This window comes from Blautia schinkii (genome assembly GCF_013304825.1).
GTDB classification, from domain to species: Bacteria; Bacillota; Clostridia; order Lachnospirales; family Lachnospiraceae; genus Blautia_A; species Blautia_A schinkii_B.
Genome location: NZ_JAAWUO010000013.1, coordinates 93,999 through 108,410, shown reverse-complemented (window position 1 = coordinate 108,410; position 14,412 = coordinate 93,999). Strand labels below are relative to the sequence as shown.

The 14,412-nt window shown below is 39.5% G+C and carries 14 protein-coding genes; 11 read left to right on the top strand and 3 right to left on the bottom strand.

Annotated features, from left to right (window positions below; genetic code table 11):
* Positions 1–284 precede the first annotated feature (284 nt).
* Entirely contained in the window at positions 285–581 is a 297-nt protein-coding gene (locus HFM85_RS11210) for a helix-turn-helix domain-containing protein (protein ID WP_173754667.1), read from the top strand.
* Between the two features lie 16 nt (positions 582–597).
* Positions 598–1,788, top strand: coding sequence for a phosphopentomutase (locus tag HFM85_RS11205; RefSeq protein ID WP_173738210.1), 1,191 nt, complete (start codon positions 598–600; stop codon positions 1,786–1,788).
* A gap of 319 nt (positions 1,789–2,107) precedes the next feature.
* Here HFM85_RS11205 and HFM85_RS11200 read toward each other — a convergent pair whose 3' ends face one another.
* Together HFM85_RS11200 and HFM85_RS16320 are read right to left on the bottom strand one after the other, a co-directional pair.
* Entirely contained in the window at positions 2,108–3,307 is a 1,200-nt protein-coding gene (locus HFM85_RS11200; protein WP_173738209.1) for an MFS transporter, read from the bottom strand.
* Between the two features lie 72 nt (positions 3,308–3,379).
* Complete coding sequence (locus HFM85_RS16320; RefSeq protein ID WP_147604293.1) at positions 3,380–3,514, bottom strand: DUF1349 domain-containing protein; 135 nt, start codon at positions 3,512–3,514, stop codon at positions 3,380–3,382.
* A 163-nt stretch (positions 3,515–3,677) separates the two neighbouring features.
* On the opposite strand from HFM85_RS16320, the gene HFM85_RS11195 reads away from it, so the two are divergent.
* The 5 genes from HFM85_RS11195 (at position 3,678) to HFM85_RS11180 (ending at position 9,292) form a co-directional block, all read left to right on the top strand.
* Complete coding sequence (locus HFM85_RS11195) at positions 3,678–4,529, top strand: AraC family transcriptional regulator (protein WP_243873873.1); 852 nt, start codon at positions 3,678–3,680, stop codon at positions 4,527–4,529.
* A gap of 40 nt (positions 4,530–4,569) precedes the next feature.
* On the top strand, positions 4,570–4,716 hold the full coding sequence (locus HFM85_RS16695) for a DUF6440 family protein (RefSeq protein ID WP_334297458.1): 147 nt from the start codon (positions 4,570–4,572) through the stop codon (positions 4,714–4,716).
* Positions 4,717–5,019: 303 nt separating this feature from the next.
* A complete protein-coding gene (locus HFM85_RS11190) occupies positions 5,020–5,763 on the top strand; it encodes an MBL fold metallo-hydrolase (RefSeq protein ID WP_118063987.1) in 744 nt (247 codons plus the stop codon).
* Positions 5,750–7,117 carry an MATE family efflux transporter gene (locus tag HFM85_RS11185; RefSeq protein WP_119240418.1) on the top strand — a complete coding sequence of 456 codons (1,368 nt, stop codon included), beginning with the start codon at positions 5,750–5,752 and terminating at the stop codon, positions 7,115–7,117. Before HFM85_RS11190 ends, HFM85_RS11185 begins: the two co-directional genes overlap by 14 nt.
* A 156-nt stretch (positions 7,118–7,273) precedes the next feature.
* A complete protein-coding gene (locus tag HFM85_RS11180) occupies positions 7,274–9,292 on the top strand; it encodes an ATP-binding protein (protein ID WP_173738208.1) in 2,019 nt (672 codons plus the stop codon).
* An 81-nt stretch (positions 9,293–9,373) separates the two neighbouring features.
* Here the strand turns inward: HFM85_RS11180 and hcp are convergent, their stop codons facing one another.
* Positions 9,374–10,954 (bottom strand): hydroxylamine reductase, encoded by a 1,581-nt coding sequence (gene hcp / locus HFM85_RS11175; protein WP_173738207.1) that lies wholly within the window; start codon positions 10,952–10,954, stop codon positions 9,374–9,376.
* 149 nt (positions 10,955–11,103) lie between these two features.
* On the opposite strand from hcp, the gene HFM85_RS11170 reads away from it, so the two are divergent.
* From HFM85_RS11170 to asrB, 4 genes are all read left to right on the top strand, one after another.
* Positions 11,104–11,796, top strand: coding sequence for a Crp/Fnr family transcriptional regulator (locus HFM85_RS11170; protein WP_173738206.1), 693 nt, complete (start codon positions 11,104–11,106; stop codon positions 11,794–11,796).
* A gap of 109 nt (positions 11,797–11,905) precedes the next feature.
* Positions 11,906–12,595 (top strand): Crp/Fnr family transcriptional regulator, encoded by a 690-nt coding sequence (locus HFM85_RS11165; RefSeq protein ID WP_173738205.1) that lies wholly within the window; start codon positions 11,906–11,908, stop codon positions 12,593–12,595.
* A gap of 20 nt (positions 12,596–12,615) precedes the next feature.
* Complete coding sequence (gene asrA / locus HFM85_RS11160; RefSeq protein ID WP_173738204.1) at positions 12,616–13,614, top strand: anaerobic sulfite reductase subunit AsrA; 999 nt, start codon at positions 12,616–12,618, stop codon at positions 13,612–13,614.
* Position 13,615: 1 nt separating this feature from the next.
* Positions 13,616–14,404: an anaerobic sulfite reductase subunit AsrB gene (gene asrB, locus HFM85_RS11155; RefSeq protein ID WP_173738203.1), complete on the top strand. Its 789-nt coding sequence runs from the start codon at positions 13,616–13,618 to the stop codon at positions 14,402–14,404.
* Positions 14,405–14,412: the final 8 nt, after the last annotated feature.

Below are 14,412 nucleotides of genomic sequence, written 5' to 3'. Positions count from 1 at the left end.
AAGGCAAGGTACGTGGTGGAGCCATGCAAGATATCCTGAGCGAGAGACACCTAAAAATTTCAACATTCCGGAGACGGAAACCCGGCGTCCAGCCTTTTTGGCAGCTTCCGTCTTCTCAGACACTTCAAGATAAATGGCTTCCGTCATTTTCCCAGAATGTTGATTGCTTTTTTTAACACATCAAGTGCATCTTGGGCATCACGTAATTCACGTCTGAGACGGGCAATTTCCTTCTGCTCATACAGCATGATGAAAATGTACTTCTTCTGCGGACGAAAAACGTGATGTCAACCCTGACATCTGAAAGCGTAAATCACCGTAAATATATGTTCATGAGCTGTAAGGAACGTCTGATGAAGTATCTTTTAGAGTCCTACGCATGTAAAAAAGAAATAAATACTTGCATATTGCGGCTGAACAAGACACAGATGGAGCTGTCCGACAGAGTTGGATTCAATGTGAGAAGTGTTCAGAGAAGTATTGCAGCCTTGGAAAAAGAGAATCTGATCACCCTGGAAAGCGGAAAGATTACCGTATCTCAAGAACAGTTCGTGAAAATGAGGGAATATTTGGAAGAGTAGGAAGGAGACAAAAACCATGAAGAAATATAAGAGAATATTTACTATTGTAATAGACTCTTTTGGGGCAGGAGAAATGCCGGATGCGGCTCAGTATGGGGATGAAGGAACAGATACTATGGGACATATTTCCCAGAATGTAGATGAATTTACGATTCCAAACCTTCAGAAACTTGGAATTGCAAATCTTCATCCGTTGAAACAGGTTGCAGCAGTGGAACGACCAATGGGTTATTATACATTTTTAGAAGAAGCCAGTACCGGAAAAGACACTATGACAGGACACTGGGAAATGATGGGACTTCACATCACAAAACCGTTTAAGACTTTTACTGAGACCGGATTTCCAAAAGAGCTGATCGATGAGCTTGAGAAGAGAACGGGACATAAAGTAATTGGAAACAAGAGCTCCAGTGGAACAGAGATCCTTGATGAACTGGCTGAGGAAGAAATCGCTACCGGTCATATGATCGTTTACACATCTGCTGATTCTGTATTACAGATCTGCGGAAACGAGGAGACATTCGGACTGGATGAACTGTATCGCTGCTGTGAGATCGCTCGTGATATCACTATGAGGGATGAGTGGAAAGTCGGACGTGTTATTGCAAGACCTTACCTTGGCAAGAAAAAAGGTGAGTTCAAACGTACCAGCAACCGCCATGATTATGCACTGAAGCCCTACGGGAAAACTGCGCTTAATGCATTGAAGGATGCAGGTTATGATGTGATCTCCGTTGGAAAGATTTTTGATATTTTTGACGGTGAGGGACTGACAGAGTCCAATAAGTCAAAAAGCTCTGTTCATGGAATGGAGCAGACAATTGACATTGCAAAAAGAGAATTTGAGGGGCTTTGTTTTGTAAATCTTGTAGATTTCGATGCTCTTTGGGGACATCGACGCAATGTAAAGGGATATGCAGAGGAACTTGAAAGATTTGATGTAAAACTTGGTGAACTTCTTGATGAACTTCGTGAGGATGACCTTCTGATCATTACAGCTGACCACGGAAATGATCCGACACATACAGGAACTGATCACACAAGAGAAAAAGTACCATTTTTTGCTTATTCCCCATCTATGGAGGGATATGGAAAGCTGGAAGATCAGAATACTTTTGCAGTAATTGGTGCAACAATCGCAGATAATTTTGAGGTTAAGATGCCAGAAGGAACAATTGGAAGTTCTCTTCTGAGTGAACTGAAGTAAAAGGAACGGGAAAGAGGAAACTGGTATGAAACCCTTATTAAATGTGGTTGGGATTTTGTGAAGAAAACGGTGTGTATGTAAAAGAACTATAAAAATACATTAGGTAATCGATATAAAATGATTCGTGCGAACCAATAACTAAAAGACAGGTCTAGATACATTGAAATGATTTCAGTGTGTCCAGACCTGTTTTTTTTACAGCTTCAGGTAGTTCAGATGCAATACAGATTTTTCTCTTTCTGAGAATGGATTTCATTTTTGACCACATTTTTTCAATAGGGTTTAAATCCAGGCTGTTTTATGTTTACTTTATACAGTACTATTTCTGATTGCACTGATTTTTTCGATATAGAAGAAACAGCATAAATAATAGAATTACCGGAAAAATAAGTCCGCATCCCATGCCAATCCGAATATTATTTCCAGCATTTTGAGTAATACGACCAACGATTCCAGGTCCAATACTGCCGCCTAAATCTCCCGCCATGGCAAGAAGAGAGAACATAGCCGTTCCGCCTGTTGGAAAAGTTTTTGAGGAAATACTGATTGTTCCAGGCCACATGATTCCAACTGAAAATCCACATGCAATACAACCGATAAGTCCGATAATCGGGCTGGATGACAAAGCGGCAAGTAGATAACAGACAACGCATAATATGCCTGAACCACTCATAAACTTCATTAAATCTAACTGTTCTCCATATTTACCAAAAATTATACGGCTGATTCCCATTGTTACTGCAAACATACATGGACCTGTTAAATCTCCTAGGGCTTTTGATAATCCAAGTGCTGATTCTGCATAAGCAGATGCCCATTGAGCCATTGCAAGTTCAGAAGCTCCGGAACAGATCATCAGACATATTGCAACCCAGAAAAATGGTTTGGAAAACAGATTCTTAATTCTCATTCCAGAACCATTGTCAACCAGAGATTCAATGGGACAGGTTATGAAGTTATAAGTATTAACTGCAGGAATGATTGCCCATATTACAGCGAGCCATTTCCAGTTGTCTATTCCAAATATCAGGAAAAATAAGCTGGAAATCAAAATTGTCCCAACAGCTCCCCAACAGTAAAACGAATGGAGCAGACTCATAGTTGCTTCTTTGTTTTCAAACGGACAGGCCTCGATAATAGGGCTACAAAGTACTTCTATTAAACCGCTTCCGATGGCATAAATAATAACACTACATATAATTCCAATAAAAGGATCAGGTAAAAAATCAGGTAAAAATGCCAGTCCAAGCAGACCCAGTGCAGAAAATATTTCTGATGCAATAATGCACACACGATATCCGATATGATCTACGAATTTGGCACAGAACAGGTCAACCAGAAGCTGTGTGAAAAAGAAGAAAGTGGATATCAGAGCAATGTTACCGAGAGAAATATGGTAGTCACTGTGAAATTTCAAAAAAAGAAGCGGTGCGAAGTTTGCCGCAATAGCCTGTGTGATAAAGCCCATATAACAGGCAATTTTTGTCTTATGGTAGTCAGTTTTTTTAATAGCATTCATTTTTTATTTTCCACTCCGAATGTTTTTAACAGTTTTATGTTCGATAGAAAGATGCTCATAACAACATTTTGCCTAGTGACTGTCATCTGCCATTACCATTACAGAAGCAGAATCATAGGTCTCTTTAAAATCATGAGATACTTTTACTTTAAGGATAAAGTCGCCTTCAATGCTGATCTCACTTTCATTCATCCATTTAAAAATCATAAGAATACCTCTTTCCTTTTTTTTACTTGATTATATAGCAAATATTAGATATATACATTGAATTAAATTGTAGAAATACTGTATAATATCGTAAAAGAAAGAATGTGATATGAAGATGGATTATAATAAAACATATAATAAGATACTTACAGACGAGGAGTTCATGGAAATTAAACAGCATGGAAGCAGTGCTTATCCATTCCAGTATTATTATGATAATCTGGAATTGTTTGATTTTCATTGTATTGAATGGCACTGGCACAGGGAATTTGAGTTTTTATATGTCGAGTCTGGACAAGTTACATGTGGGATAGGCGAAAAAAAGATTATATTGTCAGAAGGAGAAGCGATTTTTATCAATTCTAAAATATTACATCAGTTTTATGCATCATCTGATGGTGTTATTCCTAATTTTGTATGTATGCCCGAATTTATTGCGCCAGAGAACAGTTTGATCTATAAAAAATATATTTTACCAATCATTTCATCGAATATATCCTTTCAATGTTTTCGAATTAATGAATCATGGCAGGTAAAAATTATACAAATTATGATAAAAATAATGGAAATACAGGAGAATGAGAAAATAAGAGAGCTTGCTACTTTGGCATTGTTGCAGAATTTATGGCTGATTTTTTATGAAAATGTAAAGTTATCTGGTAAAGAAGAGGTGCAAACAGTTGATGAGGCTGCACAGAAAAGAGTACAGTTAATGATGCAATATATACATGAAAATTATAATCATGGGTTGTCGCTGGATGAAATAGCTTCACATATAGGAGTAAGCAAAAGTACAGCACTTAATTTGTTTCGACGATTTTTACATACTACGCCGGTTGATTATCTGATAGGATATCGTTTACAGGCAGCTTCCTGGTTATTGAAAAATACGAATAAAAAAGTAAAAACAATTGCTTATGAAAGCGGATTCCGTAATGTGGATTATTTTTGTAGATTGTTTAAAAGGCGTTATCATTTAACACCATCAGAATATCGTTGCATATGCTTAAAATAGTATAATTTATGAATAATAAAAAGATTCTGCATATGAAGGAATTCGTCAAATTCTTGTAGATAAGGAGACGGGAGTTAATTACCTTTGTTGGACATCCGGAAATGGAGCCGGTATTACACTTCTTCTGGATTCTGAAGAGTTTGATAAGAGTTTTACTTACAAAGAGAAACTCAAGCTCCCAGGATAACTTTTCTAAAAGGAAATTAATCTGATGATGGTGGGGAGATTTACTTCTCCCCGCTTGAAATCGACAAATTTATAACCAGGAAGTCGCTGGGGAATAGATATGGAAGTAAGATCTGGTTGATTTTTATGGAATCAGTGCACAGATGAAGACTTTTATTGACCGTACTTATCCAATCTGGCAGCATCTTGGTAAAAAAGAGGTTTACTATATTATATCGGCTGGTCTGGGTGAGGACATTATTTAAAGTAAGGGGATGTGTTGATTTGCTATCCGGTACCGGCGTTAATTTATACAGGTGATATTATGAAAATTACTTACATTAATCACAGTGGATTTTTACTTGAAACAAGAGACTGCTACTATATTTTTGATTATTACAAGGGTGAATTACCGAATCTTGACAAGGAAAAAGAAGTGATCGTCTTTTGCAGTCACTTCCATAAGGATCATTTTAACCCACAAATCTTTGGGATCCTTGATGATATGGGTATGACTTATCAGGCAGTTCTGGCGAATGATATACGAAAAAGGAACCATTTGTCGGGTATGAAGATCACATATGTTTATCATGATCAAACTTATAATCTGGATAATGGAACCCAAGTCGATACATTACTATCCAACGATAGTGGTGTTGCATTTATTGTTAAAACAAAGGAAGGCATCATTTACCATGCCGGTGACTTAAACGACTGGTATTGGGATGGTGAGTCGAAAACTGATAATCAGAGACTTACTTCAGCATATCGTGCGGAGATCAGGAAAATCAAGGGTATGTATTTTGACGCTGCATTTGTTCCACTGGATCCGAGACAGGGAGATCACTATGCCGACGGGATCCTGTATTTTCTTAAAAATGTAGATTGCAATGTCATTTTTCCAATGCATTACTGGAATGATGCCAATGTAATTAAGCGGTTTATTACTGAATATCCGCAATATAAGTCACGCATTAGAAACACAGAATGTACAAAACTAATTTTGATGAAAGGAAGAATAAGTGAAATTATGAAACCTGTGGGGGAATATGATAATGTCAAAAGATGAGTATTTAATCACAGATGCGCCTCTTAAAGCGCTGACGTTTTTTGCAATGCCAATGATTCTGGGCAGTTTTTTTCAGCAAATATATAATATGGCTGACTCCATCATCGTTGGTCAGTTTGTTGGCTCCTCCGCACTTGCGGCTGTCGGTGCCTGTGCAGCACTGACCAACGTTTTCATTTGTGTGGCACTGGGCGCCGGGGTCGGTGCAGGTGTGCTCGTGAGCCGCTATTTCGGTGCCAGGGAGTATGGAAAAATGAAAACCATCGTGTCAACATCCTTGTTTAGCTTTTTAATTCTAAGCATAGTCCTTGGTGTTTTCGGCTTTTGCTTTTCCCACTGGATGATGAGTGTGTTGCAAACCCCTGGAGATATACTGAATGATGCAGTGTTATATCTGCGGGTATATTTCGTGGGATTTCCTTTTTTGTTTATGTATAACATTCTTTCCAATATGTTTACTTCCATAGGCGAATCAAAAATCCCACTGGGGCTTTTGATATTTTCGTCAATCTTAAATATTTTTATGGACCTTTGGATGGTGGCCGGACTTGGTCTCGGCGTGTTTGGCGCAGCTCTTGCGACTCTTATAGCACAGGGAATTTCTGCGGTGTTTTCACTCTTGCTTTTCCTTAGCAGGATGCGTCGATATAAAAGTCACTTTGACTGGTTTGACAGGCAGGAGTTACATTCCATGCTTCAAATTGCTGTACCATCGGTTCTTCAGCAGTCTACAGTGTCCATCGGTATGATGATCGTACAGGCAGTTGTAAATCCCTTCGGTACACAGGCACTCGCGGGGTATGCTGCGACGATGCGGGTAGAGAATGTTTTTTCATTGATTTTTGTATCGATTGGCAATGCGGTTTCCCCATATGTTTCCCAGAATCTTGGTGCAAAGAAAATTGAACGGATCAAAAAAGGATATCACGCAGCACTGGTGTTAGATATATGTTTTGCAGTTCTTGCTTTTATAGTCATTGAAACATTACATACTCAGATTTCCTCGCTATTTCTTGGTAAAGATGGAACTGCCTTGGCTTACCAGGTATCCGAGGGTTATATGAGATGGCTCGGTTACTTCTTCATCTTTATGGGAATCAAAATGGCAACAGATGGGGTCCTTCGTGGTCTCGGAATCATGCGCCCGTTCCTCATTGCAAACATGGTGAACCTGGCGATTCGCCTGTCTGTTGCTTTGATCTGTGCACCGCGTTTTGGCATTGTATTTGTCTGGCTCGCTGTACCAGCTGGTTGGTTTGCGAACTTTTTAATATCCTATGTGGCTCTCAGAAGATCATGGCCGCCTGTTGAAGTGGTGTCACAATTGCCAGGGACACCTGGCTTGAAAAACTGATGGCATAACAATATGATGCTATGCTATAATAAAGTGAACGATTTGAAATATAAATTCAGAAATTCAGAAATTCGGGAAGAAAATGGCAAATGGAGAAACTTGGAATTAGGCAGAAAACCAAAAATCATTTTGGATTTTCAGGCGGGGGAAAAGAGTATGGATGATTTCAAAAAACTCACAGAGCAGCTTTTGAAAATATATATTAACGCTGATTCAGCAAATGATCTGGGTATCGAAAATTACTTTGACGAAAATATCAGTCTGATTGGAACCGGGAAACATGAACTTTACAGGAATCTGCAGGAGTTTTTAGAATCATTTAAATTGGATGTAAAACGGAGAGATAAAATCAGAATTGAAGTGCGAAATTTACATCAGGAAGAAGAAAGACTTGATGATGACCATGTTCTTGCATATGGGACAGTAGATTTTGTGGGTCTGTTTAAGGATGGTTCAAGCTGTTTTGAAATGGAGACAAGATTTACGATTATCTATAAGCGGGCGAATGGGAAATGGCTGGTTCAGCATCTGCATCAATCAGTACCAGATCTGGAACAGATGGACGGTGAAGAGTTTCCTCTCACATTGGGAAAGCAGGTCAAAAAAACTCGGCAGGCACTTCAGGGATTGGGCACTGCCTATTATCACATCTCAAGGCTGAATTTAAAAACAAAGAAGGTTGAACTTGTCAAAAGATCTCGAAAAATGGATTTGGATATAAAAGATAATATTGCAGATTGGGATCCTCAGTTTAAGATTATTGAAGGTGTGATAGCAGAACCGTTTGTACAGAAGTATATAGATTTTTTTGATTTACAAACCATGGCGGCACGGCTCCATAATAAAGAATCTATGTCTTCCGAATTCAAAAAAAAGGATGGAGCATGGTTTCTTTCCATGGTTGTTCCTCAGAGCTATGATAAAAATGGAAAGGTTACATCAGTTCTGATTGCAAATCGAGATGTGACAGAAGAAAAACTGCGGGAATTAAGACAAGAGGAAGAATTGCGGGAAGCTAAATTAAAAGCAGAATGTGCAAATAAAGCAAAATCATCATTCCTGTTCAATATGTCTCATGACATCAGGACTCCTATGAATGCAATTATTGGTTATGCAGATCTGGCATCCAGACATTTGAAAGAAACAGAAAAACTTGGCAGATATCTTGAAACAATACAAATATGCGGAGAAAGACTTTTGTCGTTACTCAGTAATGTTCTGGATCTTGCAAGGATTGAAAATAATAAGATCGAAATGGAATATGATGTTTCGGATGTCCATGAAAACTTTGAAAATTGTGTCGCTATGTTCCAACAGCTGGCAGAAAGTAAAAATCAGACAATCTCTCTGACGGAACAAATTATGTATCCGTATGTATATATGGATGCACCACACTTATCAGAAATCTGTTTCAACATTATAAGCAATGCTATAAAGTATACAAATACAGGAGGTACGATATCCTGTGATGTTGTACAGAAATCCTGTGAAAAAGATGACTGGTGCAATATGATCATCACCATTACCGATAATGGAATTGGTATGTCTGAAGATTTTCAAAAGCACATTTTTGAAATTTTTGAAAGAGAACGTAACTCTACAGTCAGTCATATTGAGGGCAGCGGCATCGGAATGGGTATTACGAAAAAGCTTGTAGATCTCATGGATGGCACAATAGAAGTGAAAAGCAAGCAGGGTGAGGGATCCATATTTACAGTGACTGTTCCTTGCAGAAAAGCGTCAAAAGAAGATTCTATGATGAAGAAAAAAAGTAATCTGCGTAATAAGAATTGCCTGAACGGCGTTCGGATTTTATTAGTCGAAGATAATGAGATCAACGCAGAAATCGCAACGGAGCTATTGACGGAAGAAGGCTGTATTGTTGAGACTGCAAATGATGGTGTTGCATGCATTGACATGATTGAAAAGGCTGATGCTGATTATTACAAGATGATCCTTATGGATATTCAGATGCCGGTTATGAATGGATATGATGCCACATTAGCCATTCGAAAGATGAAGGATACTAAAAAAGCCGGGATTCCAATTATTGCGATGACTGCCAATGCCTTCGCGGAAGATACACAAAAGATTCTTTCTGTTGGAATGAATGCTCATATTGCAAAGCCTGTTGATATGAATATTCTTGTTCCAACAATGATGAAATATTTATAAAGAACATAAAGAAACAACATACCGCTAAGGCTCTTATGAAATGGTAGAAGCCCCCACTATTTTGTGGGGGCTTTGAAAAATTTATTTATTATGCTTCACCAGTGCTTTGAGGTCTTCTTCCGGTGTGGTAATAGGTGCAATACCATAATTTTCTACCAGAAAATTCAAAATATTAGGAGAAAGGAATGCCGGAAGAGAAGGACCAAGACGGATATTTTTGATACCCAGATGCAGGAGGGTTAACAGGATACAGACTGCTTTCTGTTCATACCAGGAGAGTACGAAGGAAAGCGGAAGCTCATTTACAGAACATCCAAATGCATCTGCAAGTGCCACAGCAACCTGGATCGCACCATAAGCATCATTACACTGTCCCATATCCATCAGTCGTGGCAGACCACCGATCTCTCCCAGATCGAGATCATTGAAACGGAATTTTCCACATGCCAGGGTGAGGACAATACTGTCAGAAGGTGTCTGCTTCACAAATTCCGTATAATAGTTTCGACCTGGCTTGGCACCGTCACAGCCGGCAACCAGGAAGAAATGGCGGATCGCGCCTGATTTTACAGCTTCTACCACAGTACCTGCATGGGACAGGATAGCTGCATGACCAAAACCGGTTGTCACTTTTTTACCACCGTTGATACCGGAGAACATCTGATCTTCTTTGTAACCACCCAGCTCCAGTGCTTTTTCAATAAGCGGTGTGAAATCTTTCTTCTCGTCAATATGGACAGCTCCTGGGAAGGCAACTACTTCTGTTGTAAATACTCTGTCAGCGTAGCTGCTTTTTGGAGGCATCAGACAGTTGGTAGTGTAGAGGATCGGGGCCGGAAGATGGTCAAATTCTTTCTGCTGATTCTGCCATGCAGTTCCGAAATTGCCTTTCAGGTGAGAGTATTTCTTTAAGAATGGATAGGCATGGGCAGGGAGCATTTCACCATGTGTATAGATATTGATTCCTTTTCCCTCAGTCTGTTCAAGCAAAAGCTGCAAATCTTTCAGATCATGTCCGGTCACGACAATAAAAGGCCCTTTTTCTACTGTAAGTGTAACATCAGTTGGCTCTGGTGTTCCATAGGTTTCTGTATTTGCCTTATCAAGAAGTGCCATGCACTTCAGATTGATCTCTCCTGTTTTGAGTACTGTGGAAAGCAGTGCTTCTGTGCTTTCTTCATAACCGATCTTAGATAATGCCTCGCAGAAGAACTGATTCACTTCGGCATCTTCATAATTCAGAACATTTGCATGATAGGCATAGGCAGCCATTCCGCGGATACCAAAGAGAATAAGAGATTTCAAGGAGCGGATATCTTCATTGGCATTCCACAGCTGCTGAAGATCATATTCCTTTGTTCTGCAGTCAGGAGCCAGCCTTTCTTTTTCAGCTCTGACTTTTTGTATCATATTTTCGATTGCTGCATTGTCAAAACTTACATTTGTAACTGTAGTAAACAGTCCTTCGATTATGATCTGTCCGGTCCTTTTTGAAATAGTTTCCGTGCTGTCGGCAGCTTTAGCCAGACTGATCAACGCACCTGTCAGTTCGTCCTGTAATTTCGCTGTATCTGCTTTTTTTCCGCAGACACCGGCATTTCCTGTACAGCCGGTACATCCGACTGTCTGTTCACACTGAAAACAAAACATTTTTTTATCCATTATTGTATTCTCCTTTTATTCTGTGATTTTTCCGAAGGATCTTTCTTATTATTTTATCCTCGGCCAGTAGTATTTATCCTTGGTTTCTGTTAGGAGTATAGTATAATAATTACAACGTGTATGTTTGATTTCCAACAGGAGGATTAATTTTGAAAAAATATTTATCCATTCTAAGAACGAGCCCTTTCTTTAAAGGTCTTACTGATAATGAGATATTATCCATACTGCATTGTGTAAATGCAGCAACGATCTCCAGAAAACGGGATTCTTATATTTTCAGAGCCGGAGACTCTACTGAAGTAATGGGACTTGTGGTGTCAGGCTGTGTTCTTGTTATTCAGGAAGACCTGTGGGGACATCGGAATATTCTGTCAAAATGTCATGCAGGAGATTTTTTTGGTGAACCATATGCAGCAAGTCCGGGAGCTGTTCTGAATGTCAGTGTGGTAGCAGACGAGGATTGTGAGATTATTTTATTAAATGTTCAAAGGCTTCTGGTTTCCTGCCCAACAGTATGTGACCATCATCAGAAGCTGATCCGTAACCTGGTCGGGGTCCTGGCAAATAAGATCCTGATCCTCAACGATAAGATCACACATGTTGGCAAGCGAACGACAAGGGATAAGCTGCTGTCCTATCTGTCGGCAGTATCCATCAGACAGGCATCGTTATCCTTTGACATTCCTTTTGACCGGCAGCAGCTGGCAGATTATCTTTGCATTGACCGTGCGGCAATGTCTTCGGAGATATCAAAGCTGCAAAAAGAAGGGCTTATAAAAACAAACAGAAACCATTTTGAGCTGACTGTCTGTAATGATACGGATTCAGGAATAAAAATGTGATATACATCACGGAAAACGATAAACTTTTTCATTATAATACAAAAGGAAAGCGAGACAAGAGTAGTTTATTATCAGAAACTGCAAAAGCTATACCAGTGAGGTTGATACAATGGGACAGATAACACTCAGGGAACTGGAGAAGATGGATTTTTTTAAAGAAATACCAAAGGATATTCTGCAGAACCTGCTTAATGAAAGTAAAGTTGTTTCTTATAAGAAAAAAGAAGTGATTTTTCATTCACGCAGCAGAACCAAAACAGTATATTTTGTGTATTCCGGCGAAGTGATGCTTTATAATCTGACCAAGCATGGAAATCGAAAGGTGATTTTTATCCTGGGAAAAGGACGGCTTTTAAATCAGAGCATTGTAAGCAAAAAGCCGAATGCACTTTTTTGTGAGGCTGCCTGTCCGGTGCAGGTGATAGAAATTGCAGAAAAACAGTTTCTTCAGCTTATGGAACAGAGCCATGCTTTGACAAGATCTGTTCTGAGAGAGTATGAGAGAAATCTCTGGCGAATGGGGCACCAGCTAAAGAATACGACCGGAAACATGCAGATGGAGCGAAAAATAGCTGCAAAATTATGGAAGCTCGGTCGTGATTTTGGCGTAGATACGGAAGACGGGGTGATGATAGATATTGATCTTACCATTACCCTGATGGCTGATCTGGTTGGTGCACCAAGGGAAAATGTATCTCGTGCCTGTAAGGTTCTTACGGACAGAGGTCTGATCTGTTATGGCAATAAGCGATTTATTCTGATAGATTTTGATGGTCTTGCAAAATTTTATAAAATGTGATTATGAGAAAGGGGTATCTGATGGGAAAACGAGTCAGCAGTGATGAGATGCAGAATATTTTTAAAATTTTGCAGAAATCCTATGATGTGTATGGACCGAAAATTTACCAGGGGACAGGATGCTTTTCAGATACAGATGTAGTTCGTTATGGTCTGCTGAACAGCTGGGAAGAGATTGTCTGGAATCAGAAGTCGGATTACAGCTTTAAGGAGGTACTGCTTCCGATTTCTGAGACGATTCTTTATTTTACGGAGAATGAGATGAAAACAGCAGACGGAGCAGCAAGACAGCGGTTGATTTTCTTAAAAAGCTGTGATTTTCATGCCCTGAAACGCCTGGACGACATGTATTTGAAAAATGGTGCAGAGGATTATTATTACAGAAGAATGCGGGAAAATACAGTTTTTGCTGTGATGGGGTGTAAGGAATCCGGAAAAAATTGTTTTTGCGTAAGTATGGGAACGAATCGTTGTGAAGAATATGATATGTATATTTTTCAGGATGAAAATGGATGTTACATGGAGCTGAAATGCAGAGAACTGGAAGAATTATTATGGGATTATGGACAGAATGTTCAGGAGAAACCGATTTTTGTGGAAAATAATGAGGTTCATGTAGAGGTTCCGGAAAAACTTCCAAATATAATTCACCAGGATTCCATGTGGCAGGAATATGGCAGTCGATGTATTGGCTGTGGACGCTGTAATTTTGTCTGTCCTACGTGTACCTGTTTTACTATGCAGGATATTTTTTATAAAGATAATCCAAAGGCCGGAGAGCGTCGTCGTGTATGGGCTTCCTGCCAGGTAGATGGATATTCTGATATTGCCGGAGGACACAGCTTCCGCCAAAGTCAGGGTGAAAGAATGCGTTTTAAGGTATTACATAAAATTTCAGATCATAAGAAAAGATTCGGATATCATATGTGCGTCGGCTGCGGACGTTGTGAAAATGTCTGTCCGGAGTATATTTCCTATATTGCATGTCTTCAGAAACTGAAAGAAAAGGAGGGAAAGTGAGATGACGAATGAATATATTCCTTTCTTATCTAAGATAAAAGAAATCGTGAAGCATACAGAGACAGAATATACATTCCGTATGACATATGTGGGTGAAGTAAGACCGGGACAGTTTTTTGAAGTTTCTATTCCTAAATATGGTGAGGCACCGATTTCTGTCAGTGGCATAGGAGAAGATTATGTCGACCTGACCATACGTAAGGTTGGTAAGGTGACCGGAGAGATTTTTGAATTGAATGAGGGAAGCAGTTTTTTTATGCGTGGCCCGTATGGAAATGGTTTTGAGAAGGAGAATTATCAGGGAAAAGAACTGATCGTGGTAGCTGGTGGAACAGGAGTATCTCCTGTGAGAGGAGTGATCAGTTACTTCGGTGAGCATCCGGATGAAGTGAAAAAATTACACACGATCCTTGGGTTTAAATCGCCGTCAGATATTTTGTTCCGTGAGGATCTGAAGATCTGGGAACAGCAGATGGAGCTGATCCTGACAGTGGATTCCGCTGATGACGATTCTTATAGGACAGGACTTGTTACAAAATATATTCCGGAACTTGAGCTTGATAATATCCATGAGACTGCAGCTATTGTTGTCGGACCACCGGTCATGATGAAATTTGCAGTAGCAGAGCTTTTAAAGCTGGGAATGAAGGAAGAACAGATCTGGATATCTCAGGAGAGAAAAATGTGCTGTGGACTTGGTAAATGCGGACATTGTCGAATGAATGATACATATATTTGTCTGGATGGTCCGGTATTCTGTTATTCAGAAGGCAAAAAACTGTTTGATTAGGGGGGAGG